The organism is Rhizobium bangladeshense (assembly GCF_001662075.1).
Classification (GTDB): Bacteria; Pseudomonadota; Alphaproteobacteria; order Rhizobiales; family Rhizobiaceae; genus Rhizobium; species Rhizobium bangladeshense_B.
Genome location: NZ_LYPL01000029.1, coordinates 1 through 17,903, shown reverse-complemented (window position 1 = coordinate 17,903; position 17,903 = coordinate 1). Strand labels below are relative to the sequence as shown.

Here is a 17,903-nt window from a genome sequence, read left to right as displayed (position 1 = left end):
CCCGCATGCGCCGGAGCATCCCGTCTATCTGCGCTCGCCGCTCGACACGGGCACCGCCTCGGGCGAATGGTTCACGCTGAAGCCGGATGCGGAGCTGGCGATCGATCAGCGCCTCGACGATGCCGGCTCGCTGGCCTTCCAGACCGCGCTGCTGGCTGAAGATCATGATCATCTCGGCCGCCCGGTCGTGACGCTGGCGCTCAGATGCGATGCCGAAACCGCCAATCTCTGCGCAAGGCTCGTCGACATCCATCCGGATGGCACGGCGACCCGCGTCTCCTTTGGCGTGCTCAATCTCGCTCATCGCAACGGCAATGCAGCGCCCGCACCGATGAGCAAAGGTGAACGCACGACTGTGAGCCTTACCCTGGATGCCTGCGGCTACCGCTTCCGCAAGGGGCACCGCATCCGCTTGTCGCTTTCCACCGCCTATTGGCCGATGGTCCTGCCGCCGCCGGAAGATCCGGGTCTGACGATTGACATCGCCTCCGTCGGCCTTGGCCTGCCTTTGCTTGGGACACATGAGCTCATCGATGTAAAACAGCCTGACGATCCCGATCCGCTGCCGAAATATAGCGAACACGTGCCGGGCTCGACGAAGCGGCACGTCTTGCGCGATCTGTCGGCCGGCCTTACCCGCTATGAAATCCACGAGGATACCGGCCTTTTCGAACATCCTGGCACTGGTCTGTCGACGCGACAGCTTCGCGAGGAAACCTGGTCGATCGCGCGGGATGACCCGATGTCGATGTCCGGCATCTCGACATGGACATGTGACATGCAGCGCTCTGGCTGGTTCGTCCGCACGGTCGCGACGTCATCCATATTCTGTACGGCAAAGGACTGGATCATCAGCGCCTCGGTCATTGCCTATGAAGGCGAGACGGAAATATTCAGGAAGACGTTCCAAGAGAAGCGCATCGCGCGCGACCTGATGTAGGTCAGCGGCTCGACCATGACTCGACGCTCAATGGGCGGCCGGACACCGGAATGGAACGGAGCGTTTGCCGCGAAAAACAACCTCCTCCAGGCCCGCGTCATTGGCGCGGGATAAAATCCGTCACCACCAAAACTGCGTCAGAGCCAATTTTGGACGCCGATTGACAGTGGAGCTTGGCAGCGGGAAGGACCTTCGTCTGTTTCATGACCGCGGAATCGTCGAGATTTTCGCCAACGGCGGAGCGGTTTGTGGAACCCGCCGCGGCTATGTGAACATAGAACCCGATCGACTGGAAATCTCATCCTCTGCATTAGCGCAGGTATTTGAAAGGCATTTGAAATGATCCTCGGCTGTGGCGAAGCAATGATCGCTTCCCACGTCAACGGAAAGCCGGAGGACGGGCTTCGTTCCTCATGCCGGCGGGTCCGTCTTCGGCTCGAAAGCTTGCGATGGCCAAGCTGACGCGCTCGACCTTCAGCCGCGAATATAATTCGGGTATTGGGCTCGGATCACATCGATGATCGACAGCGTGCCCGACAGATGTTTTCTGAGCGCTGCCGTTGCTGCTTCAGGCTTGCCCGACGCGATGGCGTCGACGATTGCTTCATGGTCGGCGAGGACCGTCTGCATCTTGCCCGGCATCGGCAGGTTGAGGCGCCGCAACCGGTCGAGATGCACGCTTTGGCGCCTGACATTGGCCCAAAGCTGCAATATGCCCGCTCTCTCGTAGAGCTTCCGGTGAAAATCGCGGTCGATGTCGTCGAAGGTGTCATAGGTCTCCGGGGACCCGACCGCCTTCTGCCGCGCCAGGATCTCGCGCAGTTCCGCCGCCGTCTCAGCCGGCGTCTCCTCGGTCAGCCGCCGCACCGCCTCAAGCTCGATCGATAGTCGCAGAAACTGTGCCTGCCGCGCATGGTCGGTGTCAATCTTGGCGACAACCGTTGCATATTGCGGATAGACTTCGACAAGTCCCTCCTCCTGAAGCCGCATCAAGGCATCGCGCACAGGCGTCTGGCTCACCCCGAATTCCAGCTGCAGCGAGGCGCGCGACAGGACCGTCCCCGGCGCAAGCTCCACCGTTAATATCCTTGCCCGCAATATCTCGTGGATCTGCAGCGCCACCTGTCGTGACCGATCCAACTGGCTTTCCCGAACCATTCCGCTCATGTCCCTGCCCTGTTTTCGCGTCGTGCAAATCGACTAAATCACATTTTTTGGGTTGATGCACTGATGCATTAGTGCTTCAATGGCGAAATCCGCCTCGGGAAAGGCGGCAGAGGGCTGATGCCCGCATCCTTTGGGAGGACCAGATGCAAATTCTAAAACATTGCCTTGTGGCCGCGGCCGTGACGCTCGGCCTTGCCTCGGCGAGCCAGGCGCAGGAGAAGACCGCTATTTCGATTACCCGCCAGCCGGGCATCCTCTATCTCGCCAGCCATGTCATGGAGACGCAGAAGCTGATCGAAAAGCATGCGGTTGCGGATGGCGTGGCCGATGTGACCGTCGAATGGCGGACCTTCAGCGGCGGCGGCGCTCAGACCGATGCCTTGCTTGCCGGCAACGTCGACATCGTCAATACCGGCACCGGCAACCTGCTTCTGCTCTGGGATCGCACTAGGGGAAAGGTGAAGGGGATCATCACCAGCTCCGCGCAGCCGGTGATCATGGTCAGCAATGATCCGCGCATCAAGTCGCTGAAGGACATCACGCCGTCCGACAAGATCGCCGTGCCGACGGTCGGTGTGTCCACCCAGGCCATCCTGCTGCAGATGGCGGCGGCGAAGATGTTCGGTGAGGACAAGGTCAAGACATTCGATTCCAACACCGTTCAGCTCGGGCATCCGGACGCGGTTGCGGCAATCGCCAACCCGAACCACGAAGTGAAGAACCATTTCGCAGCGCCGCCTTTCCAATATATCGAGCTGAAGCAGCAGGGTGTGCACAGGGTGACCGATTCCAAGGAGATCCTGGGAGGCGCGCTGACGCAGGCGACCTTCTTCACCACCACGACATTCGCCGATGCCAACCCGAAGATCGTCAAGGCGCTGCGCGAGGCGACGGAAGAAGCGGTTGCCTTCATCAAGAAGGACCCCAAGGCAGCCCTCGAAGCCTACAAGACGGTGTCGGGCGACAAGACCAGCCTCGATGCCCTGCTCGCCATGTTGAAGGAGCCGGGCATGGACGAATGGCGCACCGACCCGCAGGGCACGATGAAATTCGCCGAGCACCTGCACAGGATCGGTACGCTCAAGACCATGCCGAAGGCCTGGACCGACTATTACCTGCCCGACTCCGCCTATCTCAACGGCAATTGACGGCACCAGGGCGGCGGCGCTTCAGAGCCGCCGCTCCCCCTCTTCAAGGAGTAATTCCAATGCTTCAGGCCATTGCCCGAACAGGCAACGAGACCGCACCGGCGGCCGAGAGAGAGCCCCTCCTCAAGGTCGACAATGTGACCCTGCGCTACAAGACCCCGAACCTCTTGGTCACCGCCACCGAGGGCGTCAGTTTCTCCGTCCGCCAATCTGACAGGTTCGTGCTGCTCGGTCCGTCCGGCTGCGGCAAGTCAACGCTTCTCAAAGCCGTCGGCGGCTACATGACGCCGTCGGCAGGCGCGATCCATATCAACGGGCGCCAGGTGAAGTGTCCGGGGCCTGACCGCATGATGGTTTTCCAGGAGTTCGACCAGCTGATGCCCTGGAAAACGGTGCTTGAGAATGTCATGTTCCCGCTGGTGGTCGCCCGCAAGCTGCCGAAGGGCGAAGCCGAAGCATTGGCGCGCGAATATATCGACAAGGTGAAATTGACCCGCGCCGTCGACAGCTATCCTCACACGCTGTCCGGCGGCATGAAGCAGCGCGTTGCAATTGCTCGCGGCATGGCGATGCAGCCGGATATCCTCCTGATGGACGAGCCTTTCGCAGCGCTCGATGCCCTCACCCGCCGGCAGATGCAGGACGAGCTGCTCCAGCTTTGGGAGGACACCAAGTTCACGGTGATCTTCGTCACCCATTCGATTGCCGAAGCGATCAAGATCTCGAACCGGATCCTGCTCCTGTCGCCGCACCCGGGCAGGGTCAAGGCGGAAGTGGTGGATGTCGACAAGGTCAGCCACCAAGACGGCAGCGCCGCAGCGCTCGAGCGTGACATCCATAACCTCCTGTTCTCCTCGGAACCCGGCCACAAGGGATAAAGCCATGTTGTCCGCAAACATCATTCTTGCGCCCGATGTCGGGGCCGCCAAACCCTACGACAACGTCAAACCGGTCGAACAGAGGCTCAGTGCATTCGAAACGCTCTGGGGCATCGGCGCCCTGCGTAAGACATTGCTGATCGTCACGCTGGCGATCGTCTGGCAGGTTTATGCCTCCTATCTCGACAATCCCCTTCTGTTCCCGACGCTCAGCGACACGATCATCACGCTGATCGACCGCTTCGCCGACGGCACGCTGCCGGCCCGCATCTGGACGACACTGCAGATCCTATTCACCGGATACGCGCTCGGCACGGTGCTCGCCGCACTCCTGACCGTGCTTGCCATCAACACACGCATCGGCACGGATTTCCTCGAGACGATGACGGCGATGTTCAACCCGCTGCCGGCGATATCGCTTCTGCCGCTGGCGCTGATCTGGTTCGGCCTCGGCGCCTCCAGCCTCGTCTTCGTGCTCGTGCATTCGGTTCTCTGGGCGGTGGCGCTGAATACCCATTCCGGTTTCCTCGGGGTCTCGCGCACCTTGCGTATGGTCGGTGCAAACTACGGACTGACGGGCATTTCCTATGTGCTGCGGATCCTCGTGCCTGCCGCTTTCCCTTCCATTCTCACCGGCCTGAAGATCGGCTGGGCCTTCGCCTGGCGCACGCTGATTGCCGCCGAGCTCGTCTTCGGCGTCTCCTCCGGCCAGGGAGGCCTTGGCTGGTTCATCTTCGAGAACCGCAACCTTCTCGATATTCCGGCAGTCTTCGCCGGCCTCTTGACCGTGATCATCATCGGCCTGATCGTCGAAAACTTGGTCTTCCAGACGATCGAGCGCCACACCATCCAGAAATGGGGAATGAAGGAATAGCCGCGAAAACGGTTTTCCCCATCCCGAGAAGGTATCCACATGACACACAGAAAAACGCCGGATAGGCTGCGAAGCGCGCGATGGTTCGCGCCGGATGACCTGCGCAGCTTCGGCCACCGCTCGCGTATGATGCAGCTCGGTTATGCCGAGGAGGATTTTCGCGACAAGCCGATCATCGGCATCCTCAATACCTGGTCGGAGCTCAATACTTGCCACTCCCACTTCAAGGAGCGTGTGCAGGACGTGAAGCGCGGCGTCTCACAGGCCGGCGGCTTCCCCGTTGAAATGCCGTCCCTGTCGGTCGACGAAAGTTTCACGAAGCCCACCTCCATGCTCTACCGCAACATGCTGGCGATGGAGACGGAGGAGACGATCCGTTCGCACCCGCTCGACGGCGTCGTGTTGATGGGCGGCTGCGACAAGACCACACCGGGCCTCGTCATGGGGGCGCTGTCGGCCGGCGTGCCGATGATCTATCTGCCGGCCGGGCCGATGCTGCGCGGCAATTATGCGGGCAAAATCCTCGGCTCCGGCTCGGACGCGTGGAAATATTGGGACGAGCGCCGCGCCGGCAACATCACCGATGCCGAGTGGCTCGGCGTTCAAGGCGGCATCGCCCGCTCAGCCGGCACATGCATGACGATGGGCACCGCTAGCACCATGACGGCGATTGCCGATGCGATGGGCCTGACGCTGCCGGGCGCCTCGTCCATTCCTGCCGTCGATGCCAATCACCAGCGGATGTCGGCCGCCTGCGGCCGCCGCGCCGTCGAGATGGTCTGGGAGGATCTGACGCCCGAGCGGATCGTTACGGAAGCGGCATGCCGCAATGCCGCGATCGTCGCCATGGCCACCGGCTGTTCCACCAACGCCGTCGTCCATCTGATCGCGATGGCCCGGCGCGCCGGCATCAACCTGACGCTCGACGATCTCGACCTGCTGGGGCGGGTGACGCCGCTCATCGCCAATGTCCGCCCCTCGGGAAAAGACTATCTGATGGAGGATTTCTTCTATGCAGGCGGGCTGCGGGCGCTGATGAAACAGCTTGAGGACCGGCTGGACCTGACGGCCATGACTGTCACCGGAAAGACCATGGGCGAAAACCTGATCGGCGCCGAGGTCTATAATGACGACGTCATCCGGCCGCTTTCCAATCCGGTTTATCACCAGGGATCGCTCGCCGTCCTGCGCGGCAATCTCTGCCCCAACGGCGCAGTGATGAAGCCGGCGGCCTGCGATCCGAGGTTCCATGTGCATCAGGGGCCGGCGCTGGTTTTCGACAGCTATCCTGAGATGAAGAAGGCGATCGATGATGAGTATCTCGACGTCACGCCCGACCACGTCCTTGTGCTGCGCAATGCCGGGCCGCTCGGCGGTCCCGGTTTTCCGGAATGGGGCATGCTGCCGATCCCGAAGTCTTTGATCAAGCAAGGTCATCGCGACATGCTGCGAATTTCGGACGCCCGCATGTCCGGCACCTCCTATGGCGCCTGCATTCTGCATGTGTCGCCGGAGAGCTATATCGGCGGCCCGCTGGCATTGCTGAGAACCGGCGACATCGTGCGCCTCGATCTGCCCAACCGCCGGCTCGATATGCTGGTGGATGAGGCCGAACTCGTCCGCCGCCGAGATGCCTGGACGGCGCCGGAGCCGCATTTCCAGCGGGGTTATGGCTGGATGTTCTCCCGCCATGTGACGCAGGCCGACCAGGGTTGCGACTTCGATTTTCTTGAAACGGGTTTCGGCAAAAGCGCCGGCGAACCGGATATTTATTGAGGGAGGAATGAGAATGACCGAGTATGTGCTGAGCGATGCGACCCGAGCGAAATTCAAGAAGATTTCGACCGCATCGATCGCCACCGCCCTCTTCAAGCGCGGCCTTCGAAACCAGTTCATCCAGGGGGTCGTGCCGGTGGCGCCTAAGGCGGAAGTGATGGTCGGGCAGGCATTCACGCTGCGCTATATTCCCGCTCGCGAGGACCGCAATCCGATCACGGTTTTTCAGAACCCAAGTCACCCGCAGAGAGTCGCGATGGAGACATGCCCTCCAGGGCAGGTGCTGGTAATGGATGCGCGCAAGGACGCAAGGGCGGCGACAGCGGGTTCCATCCTGATCACCCGGCTGGCGCTCCGCGGCGCGGCGGGCGTCGTCTCCGACGGCGGTTTTCGTGATGCCGAGGGGATCGGGGCGCTAGACATGCCGGCCTATTACGCCAAGCCGTCGGCGCCGACCAATCTCACGTTGCACGAAGCCCTCGATATCAATGTGCCGATTTCCTGCGGTGATGTCGCCGTGTTTCCCGGTGACGTCCTAGTCGGCGACCGCGACGGCGTCATGGTCATACCGGCCCATCTGGCTGAAGAACTCGCGGATGAATGCGCGAATATGGAAAGCTACGAGGACTTCGTGCTCGAGCAGGTTAAGGCGGGCGAAACAATCATCGGCCTATACCCCTGCACCAAGGAGGAACACCAGCAGAAATTCCAGGCCTGGCGAAAGGAAAACGGCCGCTGAGGTTGCTGAGGGGCGGCGTCCCAATCTGGCCCGCCCTGCTATTTTCCGTCAAGCCACTCCTGCAGCTCCGCCTCGGCCCGTTCCAGTGCGCTGTAATTCAGCAGCTTGCGTAACAACGCAACGGTCACGGCGCGGGCGCGCAGGTTGAAGCGGCCGTCTTCGTGGTCGTCACCGGCCGCCTGATAAACGTCGAGCTTGTCATAGAGCTGCTGCAGCCGGTTCTGCACGCTGCGCAGCGACAGGCCACGGCGTTTGGCGATCGCACGGTCCGTCAGGCCGAGCGCGATATCGACGAGGATTTCGTATTCGGAATCGGTGAAGCCATTCGTCTGGCCGAGGCTCTTCTGCTGCAGGCCCCGCACTTCGCGGTCGATGACGCATTGGCTCTCGATGAAGATCGAACGCAGCGCAAGCTTCAGCCGCTCGTCAGACGCGGATTTCAGCACATAGCCATAGGCGGCGCCATCCGGCACGATGCGCGAAACGCCGCGCACATAAGCCTCGTCCGAATAGTTCGACCAGAACAGGATGCGTGTTTCCGGTCGCTCCTTCCAGATCGTTCGCGCCGCCTCGATGCCGTTTCTATTGGCCATCTGCAGGTCCATGACGATGTGCGCCGACTTATGGTCGCGCGCAAGCTTCTCGCCGGCGGTCCCATTCTCCGCCTCGATCACGGTATCGCATTCCGGCAGAGCGGCATTGACCGCCTCGTGCAGGTAGGACCGGTGCAACGGGTCATCCTCGACGATCAGAACCTTCATTCGCCTCGCTCCTCAATTTGGTTCGCCCGCCGGCGCATTCAGATTTTAGGCCGAGCGGGCCTAAAATCATCCTGTTCTAGCGGCAGCACGACGCGGACCGCGGTTCCGCGGTTGTTGTGACCAGGCCCCGTCGTGAAACGCGCCGAGATCAGGCGCGCGCGGGTCTTCATGTTGTCGATGCCGCCGCCGATCCGCCCCCGGGCCTTGGAGAGCCCGGTTCCGTCGTCGGAAATTTCGATCGACAGCTGCTCCTTGTCGGCCTCGAGCCGCACCATGATTGCCAGGGGCGCGGCATGGCGCACGGCATTATTGATCGCCTCCTGGGCGATCCGGAACAAGGCGACGCTGACGGTTGGCTCCAGCTGCTCCAGCGCGCCGTTCGTCTCATCGACCAGGCCCCATTCGATGGCCGATCCGGTGTCGCGCGTCGATCGGTCGAGATGATGTTCGATCGCCTGGGCGAGGCCGAAGAGCTGGAGAACGGAGGGTTTGGCCTGCTCGATGATCTGCCGCAGATCCTGCATGCAGTGCTGCAGTGATCGTGAAACAGGCTCCAGCGCCTCGGCCGTCGCCTCGCCATTGCGCGACAGCCGATCGATCCGGCGCGCCAGCCGCGTCAGGTCGGCAAGCGTCTGGTCGTGAAGGTCCATGCCGATCCGCTGACGCTCCTGCTCAAGCGCTTCCGTCAGTTTCAGGGCGCCTTGCCGCAACCCCTCTTCGCGGGCGCGGGCCTCCGCCTCCACGATCGCAGAGCGTTGCGCTTGCTCGGCCGTCTGCAGCGCGAAGAAATAGGGCGTCAGCAGATCGGCGATGATGCGGGCGCGCTCGATATCCTCCATCGTATAGACGCCGGCTTTGTGAGACGAACAGGAAAGCGCTGCTATGATCGTGCCCTGCACCTTCATCGGGACATGCAGACGGCTTCTCAGAGACTGTTCGACGATGGGACGCTTGAAGGCGCCCTCGAAATGGAAGCGCTGGTCCGTCATGGCGTCGTCGGAGAGGAGAAAGTCGACCTCGCCGCGCAGGAGCGAGCGAATGGGGCTGTTGACCACCGGCGCACCGGCTAGCTCGCCCCAGGCAGTCTCGATGCCCGTCTCATAGGCCGTGTGATAGTTGCCGCCTTCAAGCAGCACACAAACGTCGAGATGGTCGTGGGGGATGATGTGCGCGACCTCGGCTGCCACGGAGCGGATGGCTGAGCGAAAATCGAGCTGGCCGGCGAGCAGCCGGGAAATGCCGAGATAATGGTCGAACAGGGCTGCGGGTGCAAGTTGCAGCATTTGTAGTTCCTCCCCGTCACGACAGGCTCCTCAACCTGCCATGATCCTTTTCCAGTAAGCGCCGCGGAAACGCTGCCGTCTTGCGTAAACCCGCAGCTTGTTGCGCAAAACCCGCAAACGACTTGCCGCCTTGCCCCTGTACAGGCCTGCCGATCTCCCTCATCCTGCCCTTACTGAGAGGAGGAAGCTCAGTGCAAGAACAATTTTCACTCTGACCCTTGGGCCGACAGGAGTGAAGCGATCCGCCGACCGGCGCGATCATGAGGGAGGAAGACATGACAATTCGTAAGATGCTTCTGGCATCGGCCGCTATTGCTTGCGCCGCGATGCCCGTTTCTGCCCTTGCCGACACTTCGGGCAAGAAGATCGCCCTTTCCAACAACTATGCCGGCAACTCGTGGCGTCAGGCCATGCTGACAAGCTGGAGCAAAGTGACGGGCGAAGCCGTGAAATCAGGCGTCGTTGCCGCGGCCGACCCCTTTACGACGGCCGAAAACCAGGCGACGGAACAGGCGGCGCAGATCCAGAACATGATTCTGCAAGGCTATGATGCCATCGTCCTGAACGCTGCCTCGCCGACGGCACTGAATGGTGCGGTCAAGGAAGCGTGCGACGCCGGTATCACCGTCGTTTCCTTCGATGGCATCGTTACCGAACCCTGCGCCTGGCGCATCGCCGTCAATTTCAAGGAAATGGGCCGCAGCGAGGTGGAGTATCTGTCGAAGAAACTCCCGCAGGGCGGTAATCTGCTCGAGATTCGCGGCCTTGCGGGCGTCTTCGTCGATGATGAGATCTCGGCCGGCATCCACGAGGGCGTCAAGCAGTTCCCGCAGTTCAAGATTGTCGGCTCCGTGCATGGCGATTGGGCGCAGGACGTTGCGCAGAAGGCTGTTGCGGGCATCCTGCCGAGCCTGCCCGAAATCGTTGGCGTAGTGACGCAGGGTGGCGACGGTTATGGCGCCGCACAGGCGATCGCCGCAACCGACAGGAAGATGCCGATCATCATCATGGGGAACCGCGAAGATGAATTGAAGTGGTGGAAAGAGCAGAAGGACGCCAAGGGCTACGAGACAATGTCCGTTTCGATCGCGCCCGGCGTCTCGACGCTTGCTTTCTGGGTGGCCCAGCAGATCCTCGACGGCAAAGAGGTCAAGAAAGATCTCGTGGTACCCTTCCTGCGGATTGACCAGGACAACCTCGAGGCCAACCTCGCCAATACCCAGGCCGGTGGCGTCGCCAACGTCGAGTACACGCAGGCAGACGCGATCAAGGTCATCGAGTCGGCAAAGTAATCGGCGATTGCCGCGCGGTCGCAAGGGCTGCGCGGCATTCCTTGCGATCAGGTGTGGCGGGCAAGCATGGATGACGTTTTGAAGGCGGTGATCGCCGTCGATGACGCCAAGGTGAGCTTCGGCGCCGTCAGGGCGCTCGATGGCGTCACGCTACGCGTCCTGCCGGGCGAATGCGTCGGTCTCGTTGGCCACAACGGCGCCGGCAAATCGACGATCGTCAGCGTGATCAATGGCGGGCTGACGCCGCATGAAGGAAGCGTGGCAAGCGATGGCGAGCGGCTGGAGCGTTACGGCATCAACGCCGCGCGCGCTCGGGGCGTGCGCTGCGTCTTCCAGGAACTGTCCCTCTGCCCCAACCTCTCCATCGCAGAAAATACGCGCATCATGCACCGCCATCTCGGCGGTTTCGGCTGGCGCAGGCGGGCGGCAGGGATCATCGAAAAAAGCCTCGACGCCGTCTTTCCCGGCCATGGCATCGACAGCGGCCGCGCCGTCGGCGATCTTTCGATCGCCGAACGGCAGATGGTCGAGATATCAATGGCCTTTTCCGATGCCGGTATTGCGCCGCGGCTGGTGATCCTCGATGAACCGACCTCGTCGCTCGACGCAAGCCTCGCCCGCCAGATGCTGGATCATGTCCGACGCTTCGTTGCCGCCGGCGGCTCCGTCATCTTCATCTCGCATATCCTGCACGAGATCCTCGAAACCGCCGACCGCATCATCGTTATGAAGGATGGCCGCGTCGTTGCCGAACGTCCGGCGCGCGAATTTGACCATCATGGCCTTGTGGAGGCCATGGGCACCGTTGCGAGGGAAGACACCGGCGATCGCCCGGCGCGCTTACAGTCCGACGCTCCCCTCGTTCTGTCGCATCAGACGGCGGGCCGGCCTTTCGCCGCCCGCAAGGGCGAAATCATCGGACTGGCGGGGCTGGCCGGCCACGGGCAGACCGAGCTCCTCCTCGCCTTGCATGCCGCCCAGGCCGGCAACTGGCTGCCCGAACGCGATCCACTCGTCACCTTCGTTGCCGGCGACCGCCGACTCAACGGTATCTTCGAACTGTGGAGCGTCCTGCGCAATTTTTCGATCGCCTCGCTCGGCGACTTGTCGCGACGGGGGCTCATCCTCGCGGGCGCAGAGCAGACGAAGGGCGCCGCCTGGAAGCGGCGGATCGAAATCCGTACACCCGACATGGCGAACCCTATCCTGTCGCTTTCCGGCGGCAACCAGCAGAAAGTACTGTTTGCGCGCGCGCTTGCGACACACGCGCCCGTTGTTCTGATGGACGATCCTATGCGCGGCGTCGACGTCGGAACCAAGCAGGAAGTCTATGCTATCATCCGCGAGGAAGCATCGCGCGGGCGCACCTTCATCTGGTATTCGACCGAGATGGACGAAGTCCGCCTCTGCGACCGCGTCTATGTCTTCCGCGAGGGCCGCATCACCGCCGAACTCGCTGGCGACGCCGTCAACGAGACGAACATCATCGCCGCCTCCTTCGAGGGGGTCGCTGCATGACGTTCCGGTTCTCCGCGGACGCGATGCGTCTTGCCATCCCCGCCCTGTCGCTGACCCTGCTGCTCGCTTCCGTCTTCTGGCTGCAGCCGCGCGCCATGAGCTATGTCGGGCTCAACCTGCTGTTCAATCTGGCTGTGCCGATCGCGCTTGCAACGATCGCCCAGATGCTTGTCATGGCCGTCAACGATCTCGATTTGTCGATGGGCACCTTTGTCAGCTTCGTCGCCTGTGTCAGCGCCACGCTTCTGCGCGATACCCCTGTCATCGGAATCCTGATCCTCGCCGGCGCGATTGCGGCCTATGCGACGCTCGGCGTCGTCATCCATCTGCGCAATCTGCCATCCATCGTCGTGACCCTCGGTATGAGCTTCGTCTGGGGCGGCCTTGCCGTCATGCTGCTGCCGGCGCCGGGCGGGCAAGCGCCGGACTGGGTGCGCTGGCTGATGACGGTCAAGCCGCCGCTGGCGCCGATGGCGATCGTTGCGAGCATCGTCATTGCCGCCGCCGCGCACGTTCTCGTCACGCGCTCCTCGCTCGGTGTGCTGATCCGCGGCATCGGCGGCAACCAGCGCTCGGTTGAGCGCGCCGGCTGGTCGATTGTCGCCGCCCGCGCCGCAGCCTATGGGCTCGCCGGTGTCTTCGCCGTGCTTGCCGGTATCGCCCTCGTTGGTCTGACAACCTCGGCCGACGCCAACATCGCGCTGCGCTACACGCTTCTGTCGATCGCCGGCGTCATCCTCGGCGGCGGCGAGTTCATCGGCGGCCGCGTCTCTCCGATCGGCGCCGTCATCGGGGCGCTGACTCTGACGCTCGCCGGCTCTTTCCTGTCTTTCCTGCGCATCTCGCCCGATTGGCAGATCGGCGCTCAGGGCGCGATCCTGATCATCGTGCTGGCGCTGCGGCTGATGCTGAACCGCCTGGAGAAGCGGGAGAAACGCCGATGACGTCTCGCCTCAACCTTATCGGCAAACCCTGGATCTGGTCATGGCTTGCCGCCTTCGTCGTCTGGTTCCTGACGATCATGGTCACATTCGGAGCCAGCACGCTCGGCCTGTCGCAGGCCGCCCTCACCTTCGCCGCCTTCTCGGTCATCGTCGGCATCGGCCAGATGTTCGTCATCACGCTCGGTCCCGGCAACATCGATCTTTCGGTTCCCGCCACCATGACGCTGGCTGGAACGGTGGCGCTGAAACTGATGAATGTCGAAAACGGAATGATCCTGCCGGGGCTCCTCATTGCCATCGTCATCGGCCTTGCCGTCGGCATCGGCAACTATGTGCTCATCAAGGCGCTGAGAATTCCGCCGATCATCGCCACGCTGTCCATGAGCTTCATCGTGCAGTCCGCAGCGATCTGGACGAACCGCGGACTGCGCATCAAACCCCCGAGCTTGCTTGCGGAATTCACCACGTCGAACACGCTCGGCATTCCGAACGTGGCGATCGTCGCTCTGCTCATCTCGCTGATCGCCTGGTTCCTGCTTGAGAAGACGATCTACGGTCGTTGGATTTCGGCAATCGGCCAGAGCATGCCGGCTGCGCGCATGGCCGGCATACCGGTCGACGGCACGCGCTTTGTCACCTACCTCTTCTGCGCAGTGCTCGCTTCCGTCGCGGGCTACCTGCTCGCCTGCTTCTCCGGCGGCGCGGCGCTCAACATGGGCTCGGAATATCTGCTGACCTCGATTGCCGTCGTCGTGATCGGCGGCACGGCGGTTGCCGGCGGCGATTCCAACGTACCCGGCATCTGGGGCGCATCGCTCTTTATGTTCCTTGTTGTTTCCATGCTCAACACCTACGGGCTCGGCGCCGGCATCCGCCTCATCATGACCGGCCTCATCATCATCAGCGTCATCATGCTTGCCGGCGGCCGGCGGGCCGGTATGCGATAAACGGAAAGACCATCATGGCAGAGGCCAGCATTTACGAAATTCACGACCCCCGCTTCCGGCAGATGATCGTGACGAGCGCCGGCCTCGACGAACTCTATTCCGGCTGCCGCTGGGCGGAAGGCCCCGTCTGGTTCAACGATGCCAATCAGCTTCTGTGGAGCGACATTCCCAATCAGCGCATGCTGCGGTGGACGCCCGAGGGCGGCGTCTCCGTCTACCGGCACCCCTCCAACTTCGCCAATGGCCACACGCGCGACCGGCAGGGCCGGCTGATCTCCTGCGAACATGGCGGGCGCCGGGTGACGCGCACCGAGATCGACGGCTCGATCACCGTGCTTGCCGACCGTTTTGAGGGTGCGAGGCTCAATTCGCCGAACGACGTGGTGGTGAGGTCGGACGGCACGATCTGGTTCACCGATCCGACCTACGGCATCATGTCCGACTATGAAGGCTATCGGGCCGAGCCGGAGCAGGCGACGCGCAATGTCTATCGCCTCGATCCGGCGACCAGTGAGCTTACGACTGTCGTCACGGATTTCACTCAGCCGAATGGCCTCGCCTTTTCGCCGGATGAGACGGTGCTCTATGTTGCGGATTCGGCAGCAAGCCACGATGAACACTTGCCGCGTCACATTCGCGCCTTCGACGTCGTCGACGGCAGCAGGCTCGCCAACGGCCGCGTCTTCTGCCAGATCGACAACGGCATTCCGGACGGAATCCGCACCGACGTGGAGGGTAACCTCTGGTCGAGTGCGGGTGATGGCGTGCATTGCTTCGACGCGACGGGAAAACTGATCGGCAAGATACGCGTGCCTCAGACTGTCGCGAACCTCACCTTCGGGGGGCCAAGGCGTAACCGTCTGTTCATTGCCGCCACATGCTCGGTTTATTCGATATACGTGGCTACGACAGGCGCTCAGATGCCGTGAGCTTTTGTGCTCCGTTCTGTCGGAACGTGGCGCATCAGCCCGGAGAAGACGGCCGCGAACTTTCGCATTCGACGCCAGATGCCTTGGTGATCACGCTTTGCCGGAACAATCAGTGACCTTGTACGCTATTTCCCCACATTCAAACATGGGAGATGACAATGGCGTCCATGACACTCGAAGACCTCTCTTCGCACCTGAAGAAGATCGACTTCTGCATGTTTTCGACGAATGCCGGCTCCGGCCGGATCTCAACTCGCCCAATGAGCAACAATGGCGACGTCGAGTACGACGGGGACTCGTGGTTCTTCTCCTATGAGGACAGCCGCAAGATTGCCGAGATCGAGGGCATGGAAAACGTGTCCTTGACGTTCACAGCGCCTCCGAGCCTCTTAGGCAAGCCCGGCATCTTTATTGCAATCAATGGCGTCGCCGCTCTGGTGCGAGACAAGTCAGCCTTTGAAAAACACTGGGTTGCGGATCTCAAGCGCTGGTTTCCCAACGGGACCGACACCCCGGGGATCGTCCTGATCAAAGTGTCGGCGGCCTCAATTCACTATTGGGATGGCGAAGAGAATGGGGAGATCACCCTCTCCGGTACCAGCGCCCGCACGGTGTGACGCTGCAGCGAATGTGGCGAGGTTCGATCTGCGCGCGAAGGGACGGCGGGGCGAGCTGTTCGAGTCAGTGTTTCCGCGCAGCGCACGTGCCGCAGGTTTCATCCGCTAACGGCGCTGAATGTCAGGATGGCGGAGAATGCCACCAGCGTTAGGGATCCGCATCGCCGGGCTGAGGGAGGTATCCGTTTTTTACCTCCCAGGATAACTCTGCCGATCGATAGCCAGATCGCGGAAGCCGCCAGGACCGCGGATGTGAGGGCAGCGATAGAGGCCGCCGGCGGGATATCCTGTGCCGGAGGAACCATCGTCAGTCCGATGATCAGCGCCTTCGGGTTCAACAACGTCGTCACCGCCAACTGCGGTAGGCGCACGGCCTCGACGTGGCTCGATCCGACGCCCCAGAGCCGAAGCGCCAGGTAAAGCACCCAGGTCGCCGAGACAAGTTTGACGCCTTGCGAAACCAGAGGGTGGTCGCGGAGAAAGGAGCCAGCCAGTCCGGATGCCGGACAGATGATCGCAAGATAGGCGGATAGGACGGTGGCAAGCAGCACGATCGCGCGCCCGACGGTCAGACCCCGGGACGCCATCGCCAATATGGCGTTGGTCGGCCCAGGCAGGATGAGAAGCGTGAAAACGCCCGCGGCGAAAGGCAGAAGATGCACCGTTACGGTCTCCGGTTTCCTCCGTTCTTGCATGACCGCTCCCGCCGGTCGTTGACAAAAATCATTCTGCGGCTGGAACATTCCCGGCTGCCGGACATTCCCTATGGTTAAGTCTGAGGTGGTGCCATGCCTCGCATGATCAGGTTCATGCTCACGCGCCTGGCCACGGGGTTCGCAATCGGATGCCCCGTGGGATTTTTCGTTTGGCAGAATGGTTTTGCCCTTACGGGCGCGATCGAGAATTATCTCGCGCAGGCTCTGTTCATCTACCTCTTTGCAAGCACCATCAGCATGGGTTATCTCGCGACGGCTCTCCTCCTGGAGGAATAGCGCCGGATGCTCGCCGTCACGCCGCGTCCTGCCGGTTCGATACCGGCGGAAAGCTTGAACTGCCGCTCCGGCCAGACGCGTGTAAAGACCGCCCTGGCGCATCAGCGAGGCGTGAGTCCCCTCTTCCACGATCCTGCCTTTGTCCATCACCAGGATCCTGTCCGCCTTCAATACGGTCGCGAGCCTGTGCGCGATCACGATCGTTGTGCGCACCTCCATCAATTCCTCCAGGCCGCGCTGGACGAGCGCCTCGTTTTCGGAGTCGAGCGATGCGGTCGCCTCATCCAGCAGAAGGATCGGAGCGTTCTTCAGCATGGCCCGGGCGATGGCCAGCCTCTGCCTCTGCCCGCCCGACAGCGTCAGGCCGCGCTCGCCGAGGACCGTGTTGTAGCCGTTCGGCAGCTTCGTGACGAAATCATGCGCCTGCGCCCTGATCGATGCGGCGGTGACGTCCTCGCCCAGCGCGTCCGGCCGGCCGAAGGCGATGTTGTCGTAAACTGAGGCGGCAAACATCGTCACGTCCTGCGGGACGATGGCGATCTCCTTGCGCAGCCTGCGGAGCGATGATGCCAGGGTCCCTGCCGTCGATGGAAATGCTGCCCGACTGGTTTTCGCAGAAGCCGAGAAGCAGGGAAAAAATTGTACTCTTTCCGGAGCCGGACGGGCCGAAAACGCACGTCGCGTAGTTCACTCGGTGCTTGCTTCACTCTGGTCCAGCGAGCGGAGACTTATGTCCTTGATCGCGAGCAATATTCGAAATCTTTGCCTATGCTCAGGCGACGTGCCTTGCCAGAGCGCAGCGCGACCAGAGCGAATGCAGCGCCTCAACGAGATGGGCGATATCGGCGTCGGAATGCAGCGGCGTCGGGGTGATGCGCAGCCGCTCGGTCTTCTTCGGCACGGTCGGATAGTTGATCGGCTGGACGTAGACGCCGCAATTGTCGAGCAGCAGGTCGGAGATCCATTTGCACTTGGCGGCATCGCCGACCATGACAGGCACGATATGGCTGGGATTGTGCATATGCGGAATGCCGCGCTGGTCGAGCATCGCCCTGAGCTTGCGCACCCGGTCCTGATGGCGGGCGCGCTCGAACTGGC

The 17,903-nt window shown here is 62.1% G+C and carries 17 protein-coding genes and 2 pseudogenes; 14 read left to right on the top strand and 5 right to left on the bottom strand.

Going from position 1 to position 17,903, the window contains the following annotated elements:
- Both A7X77_RS30495 and A7X77_RS33620 read left to right on the top strand, forming a co-directional pair.
- A partial coding sequence (locus A7X77_RS30495; protein WP_280950413.1) for a CocE/NonD family hydrolase C-terminal non-catalytic domain-containing protein occupies positions 1 to 940 on the top strand: 940 nt, incomplete at its 5' end.
- A gap of 169 nt (positions 941 to 1,109) precedes the next feature.
- Positions 1,110 to 1,283: pseudogene (locus A7X77_RS33620) on the top strand (GH32 C-terminal domain-containing protein); the annotation flags it as partial.
- 131 nt (positions 1,284 to 1,414) lie between these two features.
- Here A7X77_RS33620 and A7X77_RS30490 read toward each other — a convergent pair.
- Positions 1,415 to 2,107: a GntR family transcriptional regulator gene (locus A7X77_RS30490; RefSeq protein ID WP_064686547.1), complete on the bottom strand. Its 693-nt coding sequence runs from the start codon at positions 2,105 to 2,107 to the stop codon at positions 1,415 to 1,417.
- Between the two features lie 143 nt (positions 2,108 to 2,250).
- Between A7X77_RS30490 and A7X77_RS30485 the strand changes: the two genes are divergently transcribed.
- The 5 genes from A7X77_RS30485 to A7X77_RS30465 are packed head-to-tail and all read left to right on the top strand — an operon-like array spanning position 2,251 to position 7,522.
- Positions 2,251 to 3,255, top strand: a complete 1,005-nt coding sequence (locus A7X77_RS30485; protein WP_064686546.1) for an ABC transporter substrate-binding protein — start codon at positions 2,251 to 2,253, stop codon at positions 3,253 to 3,255.
- 59 nt (positions 3,256 to 3,314) lie between these two features.
- Positions 3,315 to 4,133, top strand: coding sequence for an ABC transporter ATP-binding protein (locus tag A7X77_RS30480; RefSeq protein WP_064686545.1), 819 nt, complete (start codon positions 3,315 to 3,317; stop codon positions 4,131 to 4,133).
- A 4-nt stretch (positions 4,134 to 4,137) separates the two neighbouring features.
- Positions 4,138 to 5,007: an ABC transporter permease gene (locus A7X77_RS30475; protein ID WP_064686544.1), complete on the top strand. Its 870-nt coding sequence runs from the start codon at positions 4,138 to 4,140 to the stop codon at positions 5,005 to 5,007.
- Positions 5,008 to 5,046: 39 nt separating this feature from the next.
- Complete coding sequence (araD, locus tag A7X77_RS30470; RefSeq protein WP_064686543.1) at positions 5,047 to 6,783, top strand: L-arabinonate dehydratase; 1,737 nt, start codon at positions 5,047 to 5,049, stop codon at positions 6,781 to 6,783.
- 13 nt (positions 6,784 to 6,796) lie between these two features.
- On the top strand, positions 6,797 to 7,522 hold the full coding sequence (locus A7X77_RS30465) for a ribonuclease activity regulator RraA (RefSeq protein WP_064686542.1): 726 nt from the start codon (positions 6,797 to 6,799) through the stop codon (positions 7,520 to 7,522).
- Positions 7,523 to 7,560: 38 nt separating this feature from the next.
- On the opposite strand, the gene A7X77_RS30460 is transcribed toward A7X77_RS30465, so the two are convergent.
- Together A7X77_RS30460 and A7X77_RS30455 are read right to left on the bottom strand one after the other, a co-directional pair.
- A complete protein-coding gene (locus A7X77_RS30460) occupies positions 7,561 to 8,283 on the bottom strand; it encodes a response regulator transcription factor (protein WP_064686541.1) in 723 nt (240 codons plus the stop codon).
- A gap of 38 nt (positions 8,284 to 8,321) precedes the next feature.
- On the bottom strand, positions 8,322 to 9,566 hold the full coding sequence (locus A7X77_RS30455; RefSeq protein WP_064686540.1) for a GAF domain-containing sensor histidine kinase: 1,245 nt from the start codon (positions 9,564 to 9,566) through the stop codon (positions 8,322 to 8,324).
- Between the two features lie 275 nt (positions 9,567 to 9,841).
- Between A7X77_RS30455 and A7X77_RS30450 the strand changes: the two genes are divergently transcribed.
- From A7X77_RS30450 to A7X77_RS34135, 7 genes are all read left to right on the top strand, one after another.
- Complete coding sequence (locus A7X77_RS30450; protein WP_064686539.1) at positions 9,842 to 10,858, top strand: ABC transporter substrate-binding protein; 1,017 nt, start codon at positions 9,842 to 9,844, stop codon at positions 10,856 to 10,858.
- Positions 10,859 to 10,924: 66 nt separating this feature from the next.
- Positions 10,925 to 12,376, top strand: coding sequence for a sugar ABC transporter ATP-binding protein (locus tag A7X77_RS30445; protein ID WP_064686538.1), 1,452 nt, complete (start codon positions 10,925 to 10,927; stop codon positions 12,374 to 12,376).
- Positions 12,373 to 13,320: an ABC transporter permease gene (locus A7X77_RS30440; protein ID WP_064686537.1), complete on the top strand. Its 948-nt coding sequence runs from the start codon at positions 12,373 to 12,375 to the stop codon at positions 13,318 to 13,320. Before A7X77_RS30445 ends, A7X77_RS30440 begins: the two co-directional genes overlap by 4 nt.
- Entirely contained in the window at positions 13,317 to 14,267 is a 951-nt protein-coding gene (locus A7X77_RS30435) for an ABC transporter permease (RefSeq protein ID WP_064686536.1), read from the top strand. The genes A7X77_RS30440 and A7X77_RS30435 overlap by 4 nt, the downstream gene beginning before the upstream one ends.
- Positions 14,268 to 14,281: 14 nt before the next feature.
- Positions 14,282 to 15,196, top strand: a complete 915-nt coding sequence (locus A7X77_RS30430) for an SMP-30/gluconolactonase/LRE family protein (protein WP_064686535.1) — start codon at positions 14,282 to 14,284, stop codon at positions 15,194 to 15,196.
- Positions 15,197 to 15,354: 158 nt separating this feature from the next.
- Complete coding sequence (locus tag A7X77_RS30425) at positions 15,355 to 15,813, top strand: pyridoxamine 5'-phosphate oxidase family protein (RefSeq protein WP_064686534.1); 459 nt, start codon at positions 15,355 to 15,357, stop codon at positions 15,811 to 15,813.
- Positions 15,814 to 16,601: 788 nt separating this feature from the next.
- Positions 16,602 to 16,805, top strand: coding sequence for a hypothetical protein (locus A7X77_RS34135; protein WP_082928889.1), 204 nt, complete (start codon positions 16,602 to 16,604; stop codon positions 16,803 to 16,805).
- 69 nt (positions 16,806 to 16,874) lie between these two features.
- On the opposite strand, the pseudogene A7X77_RS32800 reads toward A7X77_RS34135, so the two are convergent.
- Positions 16,875 to 17,478 (bottom strand): annotated as a pseudogene (locus tag A7X77_RS32800) (ABC transporter ATP-binding protein); the annotation flags it as partial.
- 99 nt (positions 17,479 to 17,577) lie between these two features.
- A partial coding sequence (locus A7X77_RS30415; protein ID WP_156668170.1) for an aminotransferase class I/II-fold pyridoxal phosphate-dependent enzyme occupies positions 17,578 to 17,903 on the bottom strand: 326 nt, incomplete at its 5' end.

What these genes read in the sequence shown, in the direction of transcription:
- A7X77_RS30440 (WP_064686537.1), top strand. Translation starts at nt 12,373, where the DNA reads ATGACGTTCCGGTTCTCCGCGGACGCGATGCGTCTTGCCATCCCCGCC.
- A7X77_RS30460 (WP_064686541.1), bottom strand. Translation starts at nt 8,283, where the DNA reads ATGAAGGTTCTGATCGTCGAGGATGACCCGTTGCACCGGTCCTACCTG.
- A7X77_RS30490 (WP_064686547.1), bottom strand. Translation starts at nt 2,107, where the DNA reads ATGAGCGGAATGGTTCGGGAAAGCCAGTTGGATCGGTCACGACAGGTG.
- A7X77_RS30450 (WP_064686539.1), top strand. Translation starts at nt 9,842, where the DNA reads ATGACAATTCGTAAGATGCTTCTGGCATCGGCCGCTATTGCTTGCGCC.
- A7X77_RS30475 (WP_064686544.1), top strand. Translation starts at nt 4,138, where the DNA reads ATGTTGTCCGCAAACATCATTCTTGCGCCCGATGTCGGGGCCGCCAAA.
- A7X77_RS30425 (WP_064686534.1), top strand. Translation starts at nt 15,355, where the DNA reads ATGGCGTCCATGACACTCGAAGACCTCTCTTCGCACCTGAAGAAGATC.
- A7X77_RS30485 (WP_064686546.1), top strand. Translation starts at nt 2,251, where the DNA reads ATGCAAATTCTAAAACATTGCCTTGTGGCCGCGGCCGTGACGCTCGGC.
- A7X77_RS30430 (WP_064686535.1), top strand. Translation starts at nt 14,282, where the DNA reads ATGGCAGAGGCCAGCATTTACGAAATTCACGACCCCCGCTTCCGGCAG.
- araD (WP_064686543.1), top strand. Translation starts at nt 5,047, where the DNA reads ATGACACACAGAAAAACGCCGGATAGGCTGCGAAGCGCGCGATGGTTC.
- A7X77_RS30465 (WP_064686542.1), top strand. Translation starts at nt 6,797, where the DNA reads ATGACCGAGTATGTGCTGAGCGATGCGACCCGAGCGAAATTCAAGAAG.
- A7X77_RS30435 (WP_064686536.1), top strand. Translation starts at nt 13,317, where the DNA reads ATGACGTCTCGCCTCAACCTTATCGGCAAACCCTGGATCTGGTCATGG.
- A7X77_RS30455 (WP_064686540.1), bottom strand. Translation starts at nt 9,566, where the DNA reads ATGCTGCAACTTGCACCCGCAGCCCTGTTCGACCATTATCTCGGCATT.
- A7X77_RS30480 (WP_064686545.1), top strand. Translation starts at nt 3,315, where the DNA reads ATGCTTCAGGCCATTGCCCGAACAGGCAACGAGACCGCACCGGCGGCC.
- A7X77_RS34135 (WP_082928889.1), top strand. Translation starts at nt 16,602, where the DNA reads ATGCCTCGCATGATCAGGTTCATGCTCACGCGCCTGGCCACGGGGTTC.
- A7X77_RS30445 (WP_064686538.1), top strand. Translation starts at nt 10,925, where the DNA reads ATGGATGACGTTTTGAAGGCGGTGATCGCCGTCGATGACGCCAAGGTG.